This window comes from Phenylobacterium sp. 58.2.17, from assembly GCF_026411515.1.
Taxonomy (GTDB): Bacteria; Pseudomonadota; Alphaproteobacteria; order Caulobacterales; family Caulobacteraceae; genus Phenylobacterium.
Window position 1 is genome coordinate 72,722 of the sequence record NZ_JAPMTQ010000009.1, and the last position, 17,041, is coordinate 89,762.

Consider the following 17,041-nt stretch of genomic DNA (forward strand, 5'->3'; position numbering starts at 1 on the left):
GCGAAATCCAAGTGGCTTGACAACGATTACATGATTGTCAAATAGACAACGTTGTCAAGAACGACCGCGACCGTTTGGACGGTCAGTGGGCGCATGCAGCCTTGGAGGGGAAGCGCGTGGCGAAGGATCTCACACACCAGTTTGCTCGTGGCCGGACGGCCGCATGGATGGCCGGGGCGGCGCTCTGCGCCCTGGCGGGCGCCGCATCGGCGCAGCCGGTCGGAGGCGGCGTGGAAATCGAGGAAGTGCTGGTGACGGCGCAGAAGCGCACCGAGCGCTTGTTGGACGTGCCGGTGGCGGTGACGGCGGTCAGCGGCGAGGCGTTGGCGGCCAAGAACATCACCGATACGGCGTCACTGGTGCGGGCGGCGCCGTCGCTAACCTTCCAGGCGGGCAGCACGCCGGCCAACAGCTCGTTCCGGATTCGCGGGATCGGCACCTCGCTGTTCGGGCAGGGGGTCGAATCCTCGGTTTCGTTGGTGATCGACGGCGTCGTAATGGCCCGCCCGGCCCAGAGCCTCACCGATTTCGCCGACCTTGAGCGGGTGGAGGTGCTCCGCGGACCGCAGGGCACGCTGTTCGGCAAGAACGCGACCGCCGGCGTCGTGCAATTGGTGACCGCGCGGCCGAGTCACGAGTTCGGAGGCAACGCCGAGGCGACGATCGCCACCCATGACGAATACCGCATCAAGGCCAGCGTGACCGGTCCGATCTCGGACACGCTCGCAGGGCGGATCTCGGCCTATTACAACGACGTCGGGGGCTATATCAGCAATGTCCGGACGGGCGCGGACGAGGGCGGGTTCGAGAGCTTCGGCGTTCGCGGCAAGCTGGAATGGGAGCCGACGGAACAACTCAGCCTGTTGCTGACCGGCGACTATCGGATGTTCGTCGGCACCATCGGACGGCCAGTGCTGGTCTCGACCCCGAACCCGGTCATGGCCCAGCTCATCGCACCCATCGTCGCCTCGCCCAGCAATCGCTCGATCAGCTCCGACGTCCAGACGCTGTCGAAGACCAACCAGGCGATGGTCTCCCTCGAGGCGAACTACGATCTGGGCTGGGGCGCGCTGACCTCGCTTAGCGCCTATCAGCAGTACAAGGAGCACGGCCAGATCGACGTCGATGGCCTCTACACGCCGCGGCCGATCTATCTCGGGTCGCAGCCGAGCAACGGCAACTCGCGCTTCAGCGTCAATGACGGCCCGATCGACATCGGCAACTTCAGCCAGGAACTGCGGATCGCCAACAATCCCGGCCAGCGGCTGTCGTACGTCGCTGGCCTCTATTATTCGGACGTCCTGATCCATCGCGACTTCAAGCGCGCGATCGACACCTGCACGGGAACGGGCCTGGTGCTCGGTCAGCCGTGCGCGACCTATGTCACGCGCTCGGGCTATCACAGCGCCAAGCTCAAGAGCGAGCACATCTCCGCCTTTGGCCAGGCCGAGTTCGAGTTGGTCGAGAACCTGAAGCTCATCGCCGGCGCGCGCGTGCAGCGCGAGGAAGTGACGGTGATCGGCAACCGGCCGGGGTTGCAGCTGAACCCCGGCGACCTGCCTCTGCAGGGACCGACTGGAACCCGTTCGATCGGTACCCGGACCGCAGACGATACGGCGATGACCGGCAAGATCGGGCTGCAGTATCGGTTGAGCCCAGACATGCAGGCCTATGCGACCTATGCGCGGGGCTACAAGGGGCTGGGCCTGGGCACCGAGCTGACCGAGGACTTCGTCAACGACCCGCCAGTGATGCCCGAGCATGTCGACGCCTACGAGGCGGGCCTGAAGGGGCGGCTGCCGGAAGCGGGCCTGACGTTCAGCCTGGCCATCTACTACGCCAAGTATACGGACCTGCAGATTCAGGCGAACCGCTCCGATCCGACGACGGGGGTGATCCAGTACGTGCAGACCAATGCCGGATCCTCGACGACCAAGGGGTTCGAGTTGGAGGGCGACTGGCGGCCGAACGAGAACTTCTCGCTGTCGGGATCGCTGACCTACACCAAGGCCTTGATCGAGGTGGACGGTCTGAACTGTCCGCTGCAGTTCCAGGCGGGCGCGCCGGTGCTGACGGGAGATTTCCCGACCAACACCTGCTATCGCGCCCGCCTGCCGAACGCCGCCGGCGTGCTGGTGACCGGGGCGCCGAGGCAGGACATCCGGGACGGGCGCCTGCCCAGCACGCCTGAATGGCGTCTGAGTCTGTCGCCCAGGTACGAACGGGAGTTCGCCGGGAGCGACTGGTCGGGTTTCGTGCAGGCGGACGTTACCTACCAGACCGAGCAGCAGTTCGCGGTCGAGCAGGACCCGCTGCTGCGGCAGGACGCCTACACCATGGTCAATCTGAGCTTCGGGGTGCGCGACGTGGTTCGCGGACTGAGCGCCACCCTGTTCGTACGCAACCTGCTGGACGAGACCTATTACGTCGGCATGGCCCACAGCACGACCTTGGCGAGCCCGCAGTTCCCGAATGAGGTTACGGCCTACATCCCGCGCGACGCCGAGCGGCTTTACGGCGTGACACTGGGCATGAAGTTCTAGGGTTTCCCCGCCTGGCGGGCGCTTTCCGAAGCGCCCGCCATTTTTCTCAGTCGCGGACCACACAGCGAAAGCCGATGTGGCCGGTGGACGAGTCGATCGCCTGCGGGTGGCGCGCCGCCGGCCGATAACGCTGGCAGTAGGATTCCGCGCACAGGTGCGAGCCGCCCTTGATGACCTTTCGGGGGATCATGACCTGGGGCGTCGCCGGATCGTAGCTCGCCTCCATGGCCCCGCCCTTCGGGACGCAGCAAGGGCTTGCCGCCACCAGGTCGCCAGCGTCGGCGTACCAGTCGCAGGTCCACTCCCAGACATTGCCGATCATGTCGGACAGCCCATAGCCGTTGGGCGGGAAGCTGCCGACGGGAGAGGTTCGCTCCCAACCATCGAGCTTGGAGTTGCGCCAAGGGAACTCGCCCTGCCAGTAGTTGGCGAGCATGGCTCCGCCGGGGGCCAGCTCGTCGCCCCAAGCGAACTCTGAGGCCTGGCCGCCGCGGGCGGCGAACTCCCATTCGGCTTCCGTGGGCAGCGACTTGCCAGCCCATTCGGCGTAGGCGGCGGCGTCTTCGTAGGCGACGTGGACAACCGGGTGATCGTCGAGCGCCATCGGGCCCGGCCGCCCCAGCGGCCGGCGCCAGAAGGCTCCGAACTTGAACTCCCACCATTGGCTCGGGTCCCCCGTCCAGACCGGCCCGGCGGTCGGCTGGAAGACGAGCGAGCCGGCGCGCGCCATCTCGGGCGGCATGCCCGGATAATCCTTCGGATCGGGCGGGATCTCGGCCAGGGTGCGGTGGCCCGTGGCGCGGACGAAGGCGGCGAACTGCCGGTTGGTCACCGGGGTTTCGTCGATCCAGAACGGGTCGACGCGGACCGGCCGCAGCGGGCGCTCCTCGGGGTAGAACCGCTCCGAACCCATGACGAACTCACCGCCGCTCAGGCGGCGCATGCCCCGCAGCACGCTCATGGCGCGGTCCGTTGCATGGTCGAGCCGCGCTCGATCAGCTCGAAGTCGAGGACGACGTGGTGCGGTGCTCGGCCATCCTCAGGCTCAAGCAGCAGGTCGACGGCGGTGCTGGCCATTTCGCGCAATGGACGGCGAATGGTCGTCAATTCCGGCCAGACCAGCTTGGCGTAGGGCATGTCGTCGAAACCGGCCACGGAGAGATCCTCGGGCACCCGAAGCCCGAGGCGCGCTGCTGCGACCATGACGCCGAGCGCCATGCCGTCATTGGCCGCGAAGATCGCGCTTGGCCGTACCGGGCCGCCGAGGAGTTGGCGCGCAGCGACCTCGCCGCTCTTGAAGCTGAAGTCGCCTTCGGCCTCGAGGTCTGGGCGCAGCGGGATGCCCGCCGTCTCAAGCGCCGCACGATAGCCGATGCGGCGATAGGTCGAGGCGCGTCGATCGCCGCCGGAGATGAATCCGATGTCCCGGTGTCCGAGCGCGATGAGCCGCGAGGTCATCTGTTTGGCGGCCAGTTTGTCGTCGAGGCCGACGCTTGAGGCGATGGGATCGCCGCCGTCCGGCGAGATCAGCGCGTAGCGGAGAGCGCGCTCGCGAAGCGCCTCCAGGAGGGGAGGGTGGAAAGAGAGCGGCGGGAGCACGATGACGCCGTCGACGCGGGCGTTTTGCAGTCGGGCGGCGACCTCGGTCTCGGAGCCGGGGACGACCTCTTCGACGATCAGCTGATAGCCGGCCTCGCGGCAACGGCGGATGGCCCCGGTCTGGGCCCTGGCGAAGTTGTCGAGGCCGCCGCCGCCGAACACCAGGGCCAACAGGTAGGAGCGTTTGCTGGCGAGCTGCCGCGCCGAAACGTTCGGCGCGTAGTTGAGCATGGTCATCGCCTTGTGAACCGCCTCGCGGCGCTCGGCCGTGACGCTGGGTTCGTTGTTGACGACACGGGCCACGGTCTTGAACGAGACCCCGGCCAGCTTGGCGACCTCCTTGATCGTGGGCCTGCGGGCGGGCGTCGAGGTCTGGCTCATGGGTCTCTTGTCGGCTGCCTTCAGGTTCTGAGTATTCGAGCTTTCGGGCATTGCAAGGCAATGCGGCGGCGTGCGGGCGGTTGATGCTGATATGAGGCCCAAGTCCACAAAAAATTGACAACGTTGTCTATTGGGCGGCATACCCAAGGTTCACGAGTTAGTCGGGACAATCGAGCATGATCTCCACCTTCGTCCGTGCGGGAGCTGCGGCTCTGGCCGCGGTTTCGATGCCGCTGGCGGCGCAGGCCGCGAAGCCGGCAGCGCAGCCAAACATCGTCTTCATCCTGGTGGACGACCTGCGGTTCGACGCGATGGGGTTCCTGACGCCGGGGCTGAAGACCCCGAACATCGACTACCTGGCCAAGAACGGGGTCTATTTCCCCAACGCTGTGGTGACCTCGTCGCTGTGCTCGCCCAGCCGGGCGACGATCCTGACCGGCCAGACGACCCGCAATCACCGCATCGTCGACAACAACAACGCGTCCGAGGCGGGGCTGACCTTCTTCCCGAAGTACCTGCAGGAGGCCGGCTACCAGACCGCCTTCTTCGGCAAGTGGCACATGGGGCAGGCCTCGGACGGCCCGCGCCCGGGCTTCGACCACTGGGTCAGTTTCAAGGGGCAGGGGACCTACTTCCCGACCGACGGTCTGACGCCGCAGGAGGTGGCGGACGGCAAGCGCCAGACGCTGAACGTCGACGGCAAGACCGTGGCGCAGACGAACTACATCACCGACGAACTGACCGACTATGAGCTCGAGTGGTTGGACAAGGGCCGCGACAAGACCAAGCCGTTCTTCATCTACATGTCCCACAAGGCCGTGCATTCCGACGCCAAGCCGGCGCCGCGCCATGCGGACCAATACAAGGACTTCGCCGTCACGCTGCCGGCCAGCGCCGCCGACACGCCGGAAAACCGGACCGGCAAGCCGATGTGGGTGCAGAACCAGCGCAACAGCTGGCACGGCGTCGATTTCGCCTACCACTCCAGCCGCGATGTCGCCGACTACTTCCGCGACTACTACCGCACGCTCAGCGCCGTGGACGACAGCGTCGGGCGCACGCTGGACTATCTGCGCAAGCATGACCTGGAGAAGAACACCCTGGTGGTGTTCATGAGCGACAACGGCTTCCTGATGGGCGAGCACGGGCTGATCGACAAACGCAACGCCTACGAGCCGTCGGTAAAGGTCCCGATGGTCGCCTTCGCGCCGGGAATGCTGCCCAAGGGCGTCGTCAACGAAACACGGGTGCGCAACCTGGACCTGGCCCCGACCTTCCTGGACGTGGCCGGGGTGAAGCCGCCGCCCCAGTTCGAGGGGCGCAGCGTCCTGCCGGTCGCCACCGGCGAGGTCGCGGCCAAGGACTGGGTCGAGGACGATTTCGTCTATGAATACTACTGGGAATGGACCTTCCCGCAGACCCCGACCACGTTCGCCATCGAGCGCGGCAAGCTGAAGTACATCCAGTACCACGGCATCTGGGACCTGGAGGAGCTGTACGATCTCTCCAAGGACCCGGGCGAGATGACCAACCTCATCGATGACCCGGCCTATCTGCAGGCCAAGATCGACCTGCGCGCCCGGCTGTTCGCCAAGCTCGCCAACGACAAGGGCGAGCACGTCGTGCCCTACACCGACCGCTACAGCTCGGGCCTGGTCTGGCGCGACAAGGACGGTTCGAGGGCCGCCGACTTCCCGCCGCAGTGGCAGGTCGTCCCCGATCGTCCCGACCGGCTGAACGGCGTCTTCCCCGACAGCCCCGGCAAGGCCGCCGCCGACAAGGCGGGGCGCCCCTACCTGTGGCGTCCAGGGAGATGATGGGGCGCTGGATGGCCGGCGCGGCTCTGGGGTTGGCGGCCTGGTCGATGGCGGGCGCGAGTCCGGCCCAGCCGGCCGCTGAAGGACGCTGCGCCGGGGTGGCTCCGCAGGAAGCGCAGATCGAGGGCGCGGAGGCCTTCGTCTATGCCGACGCTGGCAGGCCGCTGAAGATCCACGTGCTGCGCCCGCAGAACGGAGTCGGGCCGCGGCCGGCGGCGCTGTTCTTCTTCGGCGGCGGCTGGCGGCAGGGGCAGGTGTCGCAGTTCGTCGGTCAGGCCCGCGCCTTGCAATCCCGCAGCTATGTCGTGGCGCTCGCCGACTACCGTGTCTTCTGCCGCGACGAGACCACTCCGACCGATGCCGTGGCGGACGCGGGCCAAGCCTATCGATGGCTGCTGGCCCATGGCGAGGACCTGAGCATCGACAAGGGCCGGGTGGTGCTGGCCGGCGGCTCGGCCGGCGGGCACCTGGCGCTGATGACGGCGCTGCGCGCGCCCGCCGATGCGCGGCCCTCGGCGCTGGTTCTGTTCAACCCGGCGGTCGACCTTACCGGCGGCCTGATCCGCGTCGGAACCGGCCTTTCCGAGCCGGACGCGCGGGCGATCTCACCGGCCCTGATGGACCTGCAATCGCTGCCGCGCATGGCCATCTTCCACGGCGAGGACGACAAGCTGGTTCCGATCGCCTCGGTGCGAGCGTTCTGCGCGCGGGCGAGCGTCGCGGGCAAGGATTGCCAGCTCACCGCCTATGCCGGCCAGGGCCACGGCTTCTTCAACCGCCGCACCGCCGACGAAGGGCTCGGGGTGTCGCCCTACGAGGCGACGTTGGACCGGATGCTGGCCTTCCTGGGCGAGAAGGACGGCTAACGCCGCGGCGCTGCATTCCGGTGTCCGGCGTCTTCCCGGGGGCGCACTCGGCCCACGTCGCGCATGTATTGTCGGGCCAATTTAAGGTTGGCCGGCCAGGTCGCTGATTTCTCCACTGCGCGAGTCCGCCCCCCAACTTGGCGTGGAGCCAGACCCGGGTTTCACCTGATTTGCGTGCGACGCCGATTTGGTGACCCTGTGGGCGGAACGGGCCTCGATGGGGCCTTCAGTCAGCTTGGGGCAAACCAATCCAGGTCATGGAGGCCATCAACAACGGGATGCCGCTCAAGCAAGGCGCGTCCCCCTTCTGCGCTCGGTGTTTGCAGCAGGCTGGAGTGTGAGAGCCGCCACAACTCGAATGACGCCATCCGCCTGCTCGCGCCCAGCATCAGGCGATGGAAAGTCGAATGGAGCGAAGTATGCAACGCACATTAGAGCTCGCGAGGAGCTTGGCCCTCGGGGCATTGTTCGCTTTCGCCATGGCGACGCAGGCGACCGCGCTTGAGCAGCCGGACACGATCACCGTCTTCGTCGCCAAGAAGATCGTCACCATGAATCCCGGCCAGCCGACGGCGACGGCTGTGGCGATCCGCGGGCGCGAAATCTTGAGCGTTGGATCGCTGGAAGATCTCCAGCCCTGGTTGAAGCAGCACCCTCATCGCATCGACGTGACGTTTCAGGACAAGGTGCTGATGCCGGGCCTTATCGACCCGCACCTGCATCCCATTCTGGGCGCAATCGCATTCGAGACGACGTGGATCACCCCTGAGCCCTGGAACATCATGGGGCGAAAGACGCCGGCCACCAACGGTCAGGCCGCCTATCACATGTCCACACCAACGGCGACGGGGGCGCCAGGTTGGTCCTGGATACCCTGCAGAAGCTGCAGGACGAGAAGCCGCGCGCAGACCCGCGCTTTACGATCGAACATTATGGCTACGCTGACGACGGCACCTCTCGCCGCGTTTCGAAACTGGGCGCGCAGGTGTCCGCCAATCCGTTCTACCTATATGATCTCGGGGACCGCTATGCGGAAAGAGGCTTGGGCGCAGACCGCGCCGCGCACATTGCGCCGCTTGGCGGCCTGGTCAGGCGCGGCGTGCCGGTAGCGTTGCACTCCGACTTCCCGATGGCGCCGGCCGAACCGCTATTCCTCGCCTGGACCGCCGTCTCGCGGGAAACGATGTCCGGCAAGGTCTTCGGTCCAACGGAGCGATTGACCCTCGACCAGGCCCTCCGCGCCGTCACCATCGACGCCGCCTACATGATCGGCATGGAGACCGCACTGGGCAGCATTGAAGCTGGCAAGCTGGCCGACTTCGCGGTTCTCGACAGAGACCCCTATGAAGCGGGGGTAAGCGGCCTGCGCGACATAAAGGTCTGGGGGACGGTCTTCGAAGGCAAGCCGTTCCGGGCCAAGCCGGCTGCGAACTGAACCACCCCGACGAACGGGACGAACAAGGCCGCCGGCCTTTTGCAGCACCCGCCGACCACGGCTCAGATCAACCCGCGACGGGATCAAGCCTCTACTTGGCGTCGCGGGATCGGGCCTGAATGAACTCGACGATCAGGCGGCGCAGTTCTTCGGGCTGCTCGTTGATCATGTTGTGGCCGCAGGCCGGCAGGCCCGCGAGCCAGGTGTTTGGGCGCGTCTCGGCGATCTTGTAGGCGTTCGCCGGCACGGCGACGCGGTCTAGAACGCAGGTGATCGCAAGCATCGGCGCAGTTCCGCCCATGCTCCAGGCTTCCTTTGGCGTCGCCTCGCTGGCCTTGACCTGAGCGGCTGCAATCGCCGGAAACTGTCCTTCGTCGGCGTCCTTTGCCGCAAGGTGCTCGTTCCCGGGCGCGTACATCAGTTTCGCCTGCAGCGACAGCCATTCGGACTTGGGCACGGTCGGGTCGGTATAGCGCTTGTAGAGCGCGACCGTCTCTGCGGAGGGTTGAACCTCGCCGCCGGCCCCGACCAGAATGATCGTCGCAACGCGGTCCGGCCTTGTCTGGGACGCGGCGCGCATGACCCTGTTTCCATAGGTCTTGCCGGCAAGATGCACCTTCTGCACGCCGAGCGCGTCGGCGATCGCCCAGACATCGTTGCCGTAGCCGACGAGCGTCAAGTCGTCGAGCGAGCCCCTACTCGCGCCAATTCCACGGTAGTTGTAGACGACCGTGCGAATGCCAGTGGAGGTAGAAATGGCCTTGGCGAGGTCCATCAATTGCGACGCGGGCCGTCCATTGCCGGCAGCCATGATCAGGGTTTCCGGTCCCGCGCCAAAGACAAACGCTTCGATGGTTTGACCATGCGCAGAGATCAACCGCCGGGCGTCGTCGGCCGCGCTCGCGTGACTGGCTGACGCGATCGCGTATGCGCCGACGGCCGCCGCGACCGCGGCGATCCATCGTAAAGCTCTTACGTTCATCCGCTTCGCCTTCCACGGGGCGATGTGTCCCGCATCTCGCGAACGCTGCCCTTGCTCCGGTGCCTCAGGCCGCGCGGTAGATGCTCTTTCCTTCCTTGATCGTCTCGACGACCTTGAGCTTGATCAACTCCTCGGGTTTCACGGCGAGCGGGTTGGCGCTCAGGATCACGAAGTCGGCGAGCTTGCCGGGCTCGATCGTCCCCTTGCTTGCCTCCTCGAAGTACTGGGTGGCCGGCCAGATCGTCATGGCCTTGAGCGCCGTCAGCGTATCGACCCGCTCCTCGGGCCCGAGCACATAGCCCGAGCGTGTCACCCGGGTGACCGTCGCCGACAGCACGCGGATCGCGTCTGGGTTGGCGACTGGCGCGTCGTGGTGGGTTGTGAAGATCATGCCGAGTTTTCGGGCCGAGTTGCAGGGCGAGATGCGCTCGGCCCGCTCCGGACCCAGAACCGAGCTGCGATGCCAGTCGCCCCAGTAATAGGTGTGCATCGGGAAGAAGGAGGGCAGGATGGCGAGCTCCTTCAGTTTCGGCAACTGGTCGAGCCTCGCAGTCTGGCCATGCACCAGGACTGCGCGCCGGTCGCCGCGACCGTGCTTCGCGGTCGCCGCGTCGACAGCCTCGATCAGCCACTCTACCGCCGCGTCGCCGTTGGCGTGGGTGATGATCTGCCAGCCGTTTGCGAAAGCCAGATCGACGGCGTCGTCGATCTGCTTCTTGGTGATAGCCGCGTAGCCGCGATAGTCCGGGCCCTTTCCCTGCGGCGGCTTGTAGTAGGGCTGCGAGAGATACGCAGTCTTGCCTTGTGGCGAGCCATCGATGGTCGCCTTCGCGCCGCCGATGCGGACGCGGTTCTTGTAATTGCGCGAGGGCGCGATCTCCTTGATCGATTGAAAGACGTCGGGATAGACGACGACGTCGACATCGAGCAGCCCGGCCTCGCCCGCCTTCGCGAGCATGGTCGCGCTACCCGGCATGGCCCGGCCTTCCTGGACGGTCGTATAGCCGAAGGAGGCGTAGAACGCCGCGCCGGCCTTGATCATTTCGAGATAGGCTTGCGCGTCGAGACGGCCCAGGAGCTTCCCGGCCGCACCGAAGAACGCCGCCTCCTCGCAGACGCCGCTTGGTGTTGATCCATCGGTCTCGCGACGGAACGCGCCCCCATCCGGATCGGGCGTGTCCTTCGTTACGCCCGCCTGATCGAGCGCCTTGCTATTCAGGACCCCGAGATGGCCGGACTGATGGATGATCAGGACCGGCGTTTCCGACGAAACCGCGTCGAGGTCGGCGCGGGTCGGATGGCGCTGCTCAGCGAGTTGTGAGTCATCGTAGCCGAAGCCGACAATGACGCCGTAGCGTTCGATAACCTTGCCGTTCTCGGCGATCCAGGCGCGTAGGATGCGTTGAAGCGCGGGGATGTCGCCGCCCTCGCCGTCGGGCGGCGGCAGAAGGTTCGCTGAAAGCGCCTGCAGACCGACCATGACGACATGGCCATGCGGATCAACAAAGCCCGGCAGCATTGTCTTGCCCATGAGGTCGATGGTTGTGATCGGCCCCTTCGCTTGGCTTTCGACGTCAGCGCGCGCGCCGACGGCCACGATCTTGCCGTCTTGCACGAGCACCGCTTCAGCTGTCGGCTGAGAGTCATTGATCGTCACGATTGGGCCGCCGACATAAAGCGTGGCGGCGCCCTCCGTCGCCGCCTGCGCGTCGCTGCAAAGGAAGCTAGGCGCCGCGCCGGCTGCACCGGCCAAGGTGACGCCAGCGATCGTATGTTTCAGAGCTGCGCGGCGCGAGATGGCTTGGGTGAGCGCATTGGCCAATGGGCTGCAGGCGATACACATAAGTTTGCTCCACCTAACTTGTTCGAGGTGATCACAGCGGTCTTCGGCGTCCGGCTTGCAACGCCGTCGTCGGCAGTCGAGGCAGGCCCGCAATCGCTAGAATCCGCAGAATCCATCGGCCCTCGGGATCCCGCGCCGGAAGGCCGTAGAGGTCCCGATCGACGAACGGGAACCGCCTTGACCGTCAGTCTCTGGCGAACGCTCCTGCGGCCTCCAATTCCAGGTCGAGGTACTGCTTCTTTTCCACGGTCACGCCGACGCCGATGATCTTCCCGGCGTGTAAGGGCCCCAGTCCGCCTTTGAATCCCGCGCGTCGAGCTTGATGCTGCCGGTAAACTGCTTGGCCATGATCAGAGATATCCGCGTTCTAAAGGGCGCCCGTGCGCCAGCAACGCGCATGTTCGTGCCCGCTGGCGCGGGACGACATCGGCGGAAACCCTAAGGCGCGAACGCGAGCCAACCTAGGTATGCGCCGCAGTCCTGGGCGCGAGGCGGTAGGCGCCGTTTAGGGGCGGGGCGCCCCCGGCGCGGCGTCGCCGGTCTGGCGCCAATACGGGGGCTCGGATAGGCCACGGGCGGCCTCAAGTTCAGTTCGACGGTCGGCGTTGTTCGCTCCGTGTCCGCTTTGGCCTGCCCGCCGAGGTTCGCTTAGCGCGGCCACAGCTTCCGGGCCGCAGTTCCAAAGTTCCCGAGTTGGTATATGGCGACGCCACGGGCCTTGAAGCTGAACGGCTGAAATGGCTCGGCCTTCAGTTGCTTTGCGAAGGCTTCCGTGGCGACTCCCACCGTTACATGCGGCATGTAGGCGCCTCCGCTGGATTTGGGCACGAAGCCAGCGACCCATCCGATCGTCTCGTCGTTGGCATCGGAGCCAACAAAGGCAGCCGCCGTTCCGACGTCCACGGAGTAGGGCTGCACTGCATCGACCACTCTCTGGTGCAGTCGCAGGAGTTCGGGTGATCGCTCCACCGTCACCGCCGTGACAGCGACGCCGCCCCAGATCACATAGTCGAGCCCGGTCGCCTGCATACGGGCTTCGGTCGGATGCTCAGTCGCAAGAACCCTGCCCACCGCAGCGGTGACGGTGTCGAAGTCCCCCTGCCGAACGAAGCGCTGCAGCAAGGTGACGTGCGGCGCGTGCAGGGCGTCCAGTTCGTAGCCCTTCGGGTAATTTCCGCGGAGCCGGCCGTTGAGCATGTTGGCGGCGTCGATCATCGTCTGATCTGGCTCAAGCAGCACATCGATCGCGATGACCTGATCGTCTGCCGAGGCGGCCGCCGCTACGCCGCCAGGCGCACTGGCCGCGACAAAGCCGAACGCCAGCGCAAATAGGCGCGAAAGGTTCACGTGCACGGCCTCTGCCTAGGACTGGGCGAAGAGATCCTCGGTTGTCAGGATTGGGAGTGCAATCCGGGCAAACCCTTGGCGGGCTCGACAAGTGGACGGCGGCCTCCTGGATATCGTCGCGCTAATCGGACACGCCCCGATTACTCGTGGGGCCGCCGACTGGGCGACCAAAAGCTTGCGCTTTATCAATTGATAGTTTGCCGGCTGAGCGTAGCTATGATCGATGCAGGAGGCACCTGAGGGTCCGAAACTGTGATCATCAGTCCGATCCTCGATGAGATCAGCGACGCGATCTACGCCCTCGATTCCGATTGGCGATTCATTTTCTTCAACAAGCAGGCCGAGCGGTTCTTCGGGCGCGAGCGGAAAGATGTCCTAGGGCGCTCAGTCTGGGATTGCTTCCCCGCGGCGAGGGGAACCGAGTTCGCAGATCTGCTCGAGAGGGTCATGCTGAGCCGCGAGCCGGCGCACCTCGATGTGCTCAGTCCCAGCACTGGCCGCTGGACCGACACCCGCATTTTCCCGCTTGCCGAGGGCGGCATCGTCGCAAACTGGCGCGACATCACTTCGGAAAAGCAGCAGCAGGCCGATTTGGCCGAGGCGGTCGAGGCCCGCGAACGCGCCATGCGGGAGCTCCGCACGGTGATCAACCATGTGCCGGCGATGATCGCCTACTGGGACAGCGACCTGAAATGCACGTACGCCAATGAGAGCTACGTAGAGTGGTTCGGCCGATCCCCTGAGGAAATGATCGGGCTGTCGATCCAGGAATTGATGGGCGAGTCCCTGTTCCTGAAGAACGAGCCCTACATCCGCGCCGCGCTACAGGGGCGCCGCCAGGCCTTTGAACGAACGCTCACCAAACCATCGGGCGAAGTCGCCCACACCTGGGCGCAATACATCCCCGACCGGGATGATCACGGCCGGGTCCGCGGCTTCTACGCCATGGTCACAGACGTGACGCCGCTAAAGCTGGCCGAGGAGAGCCTCCGCGCCACCAACTCGGAACTCCAGCTTGCCCGGGACGAGGCGCAGGCCGCCACGGCTGTGAAGAGTTTCTTCCTCTCCAATATGAGCCACGAGCTTAGAAACCCGCTGACGGCCATCATCGGCTACGCCGAACTCCTGGCGAAGAAAGGCTCCCTGGATGAGACGCAGCGGAAGTACCTGACCCGCCTTCAGGACGCTAGCGCCGCCCTGCTGACGACGGTCAACGACGTCCTCGACTTCTCCAAGCTGGAAGCCGGCGAAGTGGTGATCGAGCGGCGCGCCGTCGACCCGCTCGCCATCGGGCTGGCTGCGCTGGAAATGTTCGAGCCGCAGATGGAGCGCAAGGGGCTGACGTGGAGCTTTGAGGCGGCGGACGCGCCTGTCCTTGTGATCGCCGATGAAACGCGCCTTCGCCAGATCCTCGCCAACCTGATCGGCAATGCCGTGAAGTTCACTGCGGTAGGCAGCGTGGCGGTGCGCTGCCTTTATGATCGCACGTCCCGCCAGTTGCGTTACGAGGTGATCGACACCGCAGGTGGACGCCTCGACAAGCCGAACCCACGGCGGAACCGGCCTTGGCCTGGCCATTTGCAAGGGCCTGGCCGAAGCCATGGGCGGCAAGGTGGGCGTGCTTAGCGTCGTCGGCGAAGGGAGCTGCTTCTGGGTGCAGGTTCCCTGCGAGCCAACCAGCCTAGAGGCCCTGGAACGGGTGGATCTCGAGGACCCGCTTCCCCATGCCGACGCCTTGCGGGGGCTGCGCGTGCTCGTCGTCGACGACGAGGCGGCGAACCGGGAACTGGTGCGTCACATGGTCGAGCCGCTCGGTGTCCTGGTCACTGAAGCGGACGGCGGCGCCGAGGCGGTGGCCGCCGCGCGCTCCGACACGTTCGACATCATCCTCATGGACGTACGGATGCCGAACATCGACGGCCCCGCTGCGGCCCAACTCATCCGCTCCGGGGCCGCGGGCAAAGCCACGCCTCCCATCGTGGCTTTCACGGCCGACGTCGGCGGCGACACGCCGCCGCCCTGGCGCGGATGTTTTGACGCGATGCTCGCCAAGCCGATCGTCGGCAGAGACCTGATTTCGCTCCTCATCGAACACCGCCCGAAGTCCTCGGCTGCAAAGACCTAGGGCTGCCTGGCCGTGTCGGCGGATCGGAGACGGCCTCCCTTCACGGCCACTCGTGACCCGCGCCCAAGAGCGCCTACCGCGACGCGCAAACGTCGCTTCGTAGAGCGGTAGTGTTGCCGGCCGAGCTTTGCTACTCGTCGACCAATGGAATGGTCGGATCTCCGAGCGCGACGCTCCACGCTTCCAGGGTCGGTTGATACGGCGCCCGCAGCGTGGGTTGAGCGGTGGAGCCGAGCGAAGCCTCTCATCGCCTCACAATCGGACGAGTGTCCCAATGGCGACGAAGCCTTAGGGCCCAGGCCGGCGCGGGCGCCTTGATCGGGTCACCCGGGGCCGAGGCGCTGTTGCGGCGCGCCGTCGAGTCGGCGCCCGGCGATGTTCAGGCGCATGTGGATCTCGCCTCGTTGCTCACGCGCCTCGGGCGAGCGAGCGAGGCGGTCGGCATCCTGGAAGAGGCGCTGATCCGACAGCCGGCGGCCGTCTGGCCGCTTTCTCTGAAGGCGGCGGTTCTCGAAGGCGACGGTCGGATCGATGAGGCCCTCGACGCGCACCGGGCGGTGTTGGCGCGCGCGTCACGGGCGGCGCTTCCCTGGACGAACTACGGCCGGGCCTTGGCCGCAGTCGGAGATCTGCAGGCGGCGATCGAGGCGTACCGACAGTCGCTGGCGCTTGAGCCGAGCCAAGGGTTTGCTTGGTGGGGTCTGGCCAATCTCCGGACGCTTCGGCTGGATTCGCAGGACGTGACGCGCATGGAGCGGGCACTGCCCGGGGTCGCCGACAGTCTCAGCCGCACGCAACTGCACTACGCGCTCGGCAAGGCCCTGGGGGACCTGGAACTGTTCGCCTCGTCGTTCGAGCATTACGAGGCTGGAAACCGGCTGCGGGGGGGCTTCACCCGCTACGCCTCGGATTCGCTGGGCGAGGCGGTCCGCCAGACTGAGGCGGTCTTCACGTCAGCCTTCCTTGAGGCGCGGCGAGGACAGGGGGCCGAAGCGTCTGATCCGATCTTCATCGTCGGCATGCCGCGATCGGGCTCCACCCTCGTCGAACAGATCCTCGCCAGCCATCCGCTGGTCGAAGGCCTGGGGGAACTGGCCGACCTCGACGAGGCGGCCGCTGCGCTCGGCCAACCCGAGACGCTCAGGACGCTCGACGCCGCCGCGGCAAAGGCGCTCGGTGAAGGCTATCTCGCCGCGGCCGGTCGCCGCCGGCGGACGGCGCGGCCCTTCTTCACCGACAAGATGCCGGCGAACTGGCGACACGTGGGCCTCATCCAGCTCATCCTGCCGAACGCGAAGATCATCGACGTTCGCCGCGAGCCGATGGCATGCTGCTTCTCCAGCTTCACGACCTACTTCAATCGGCAGACCAGCTTTCCGGCAACGCTCGCCGAGCTCGGCCAGTACTACCGCGGCTATGTCCGTGCGATGGATCACTTCGACGAGGTCCTGCCTGGGCGGATCCACCGCCTGCAGTACGAGCGACTGATCGACGACCTGGAGGGCGAGACGCGGCGCCTGCTGGATCACCTGGGCCTGCCGTTCGCGACCGAGTGCCTGCGCTTTCACGAAAATCCGCGCGCTGTTCAGACGCCGAGCGCTCAACAGGTTCGACGGCCGATCAATCGTGATGGTCTCGATCGCTGGCGCAGCTACGAGCCATGGCTCGAGCCACTCAGGCGCAGCCTGGAAGCGCCGTCGCCCGAATCGCCGTGAAGGCCGGCTCGGCCGCCGCCCCTTAAGCCGGGGAGCCGCGGACGCCCACGGCTGTGCAATTTTCAGTTGTTTACAATCTAGCCGATTGGTCGGGCTGCACGGCGCGATCTTGCGAATATTGCTCGTCTTTATTGTCTTCGCATCACACTGTTACGAGTGAATTGGGCGACGTCGGCGTCTTGAGTAGATGAAAATTCACGCTCTCCGTTAGTTATTCATACACCCTCGAGCTACAGCTTTCCGCCAACATACTACCGTAGATTGGTGTAGCGGCGGTTTGCTGTTGACGCGCCTGCGCCCTTGGCGCCGGCCGTCGATGGCGCGCGCGTGGGGGCGTTCATGACCAGTGGTGAGACGGCTGCTAGGGTCCGTAACCTTCGTTTCCGGA

The 17,041-nt window shown here is 65.9% G+C and carries 13 protein-coding genes; 7 read left to right on the forward strand and 6 right to left on the reverse strand.

What is annotated here, in order from left to right:
• Nucleotides 1-116 precede the first annotated feature (116 nt).
• Entirely contained in the window at nucleotides 117-2,543 is a 2,427-nt protein-coding gene (locus OUA97_RS08795) for a TonB-dependent receptor (protein ID WP_267231488.1), read from the forward strand.
• 46 nt (nucleotides 2,544-2,589) lie between these two features.
• Here the strand turns inward: OUA97_RS08795 and OUA97_RS08800 are convergent, their stop codons facing one another.
• Nucleotides 2,590-3,504 (reverse strand): formylglycine-generating enzyme family protein, encoded by a 915-nt coding sequence (locus OUA97_RS08800; protein WP_267231489.1) that lies wholly within the window; start codon nucleotides 3,502-3,504, stop codon nucleotides 2,590-2,592.
• A complete protein-coding gene (locus OUA97_RS08805; RefSeq protein ID WP_267231490.1) occupies nucleotides 3,501-4,523 on the reverse strand; it encodes a LacI family DNA-binding transcriptional regulator in 1,023 nt (340 codons plus the stop codon). The genes OUA97_RS08800 and OUA97_RS08805 overlap by 4 nt, the downstream gene beginning before the upstream one ends.
• A gap of 176 nt (nucleotides 4,524-4,699) precedes the next feature.
• Between OUA97_RS08805 and OUA97_RS08810 the strand changes: the two genes are divergently transcribed.
• Both OUA97_RS08810 and OUA97_RS08815 read left to right on the forward strand, forming a co-directional pair.
• Nucleotides 4,700-6,340 carry a sulfatase gene (locus tag OUA97_RS08810; protein WP_267231491.1) on the forward strand — a complete coding sequence of 547 codons (1,641 nt, stop codon included), beginning with the start codon at nucleotides 4,700-4,702 and terminating at the stop codon, nucleotides 6,338-6,340.
• 11 nt (nucleotides 6,341-6,351) lie between these two features.
• The gene (locus tag OUA97_RS08815) at nucleotides 6,352-7,206 is read left to right on the forward strand and encodes an alpha/beta hydrolase (RefSeq protein ID WP_267231492.1); all 855 of its coding nucleotides are present in this window, start codon (nucleotides 6,352-6,354) and stop codon (nucleotides 7,204-7,206) included.
• Between the two features lie 431 nt (nucleotides 7,207-7,637).
• Here the strand turns inward: OUA97_RS08815 and OUA97_RS08820 are convergent, their stop codons facing one another.
• Nucleotides 7,638-7,928, reverse strand: a complete 291-nt coding sequence (locus tag OUA97_RS08820) for a hypothetical protein (RefSeq protein WP_267231493.1) — start codon at nucleotides 7,926-7,928, stop codon at nucleotides 7,638-7,640.
• 50 nt (nucleotides 7,929-7,978) lie between these two features.
• On the opposite strand from OUA97_RS08820, the gene OUA97_RS08825 reads away from it, so the two are divergent.
• Nucleotides 7,979-8,641 (forward strand): amidohydrolase family protein, encoded by a 663-nt coding sequence (locus tag OUA97_RS08825; protein ID WP_267231532.1) that lies wholly within the window; start codon nucleotides 7,979-7,981, stop codon nucleotides 8,639-8,641.
• A 91-nt stretch (nucleotides 8,642-8,732) separates the two neighbouring features.
• On the opposite strand, the gene OUA97_RS08830 is transcribed toward OUA97_RS08825, so the two are convergent.
• The 3 genes from OUA97_RS08830 to OUA97_RS08840 form a co-directional block, all read right to left on the reverse strand.
• Nucleotides 8,733-9,623 carry an alpha/beta fold hydrolase gene (locus tag OUA97_RS08830; protein ID WP_267231494.1) on the reverse strand — a complete coding sequence of 297 codons (891 nt, stop codon included), beginning with the start codon at nucleotides 9,621-9,623 and terminating at the stop codon, nucleotides 8,733-8,735.
• Nucleotides 9,624-9,687: 64 nt separating this feature from the next.
• Nucleotides 9,688-11,466: an amidohydrolase gene (locus OUA97_RS08835; RefSeq protein ID WP_267231495.1), complete on the reverse strand. Its 1,779-nt coding sequence runs from the start codon at nucleotides 11,464-11,466 to the stop codon at nucleotides 9,688-9,690.
• 648 nt (nucleotides 11,467-12,114) lie between these two features.
• The gene (locus OUA97_RS08840; protein ID WP_267231497.1) at nucleotides 12,115-12,813 is read right to left on the reverse strand and encodes a 2'-5' RNA ligase family protein; all 699 of its coding nucleotides are present in this window, start codon (nucleotides 12,811-12,813) and stop codon (nucleotides 12,115-12,117) included.
• Nucleotides 12,814-13,065: 252 nt separating this feature from the next.
• Between OUA97_RS08840 and OUA97_RS08845 the strand changes: the two genes are divergently transcribed.
• From OUA97_RS08845 to OUA97_RS08855, 3 genes are all read left to right on the forward strand, one after another.
• Nucleotides 13,066-14,439 (forward strand): sensor histidine kinase, encoded by a 1,374-nt coding sequence (locus OUA97_RS08845; protein ID WP_267231499.1) that lies wholly within the window; start codon nucleotides 13,066-13,068, stop codon nucleotides 14,437-14,439.
• Entirely contained in the window at nucleotides 14,339-14,938 is a 600-nt protein-coding gene (locus OUA97_RS08850; protein ID WP_267231500.1) for a response regulator, read from the forward strand. The genes OUA97_RS08845 and OUA97_RS08850 overlap by 101 nt, the downstream gene beginning before the upstream one ends.
• Before the next feature lie 314 nt (nucleotides 14,939-15,252).
• Nucleotides 15,253-16,653 carry a tetratricopeptide repeat-containing sulfotransferase family protein gene (locus OUA97_RS08855; RefSeq protein ID WP_267231501.1) on the forward strand — a complete coding sequence of 467 codons (1,401 nt, stop codon included), beginning with the start codon at nucleotides 15,253-15,255 and terminating at the stop codon, nucleotides 16,651-16,653.
• Nucleotides 16,654-17,041 lie beyond the last annotated feature (388 nt).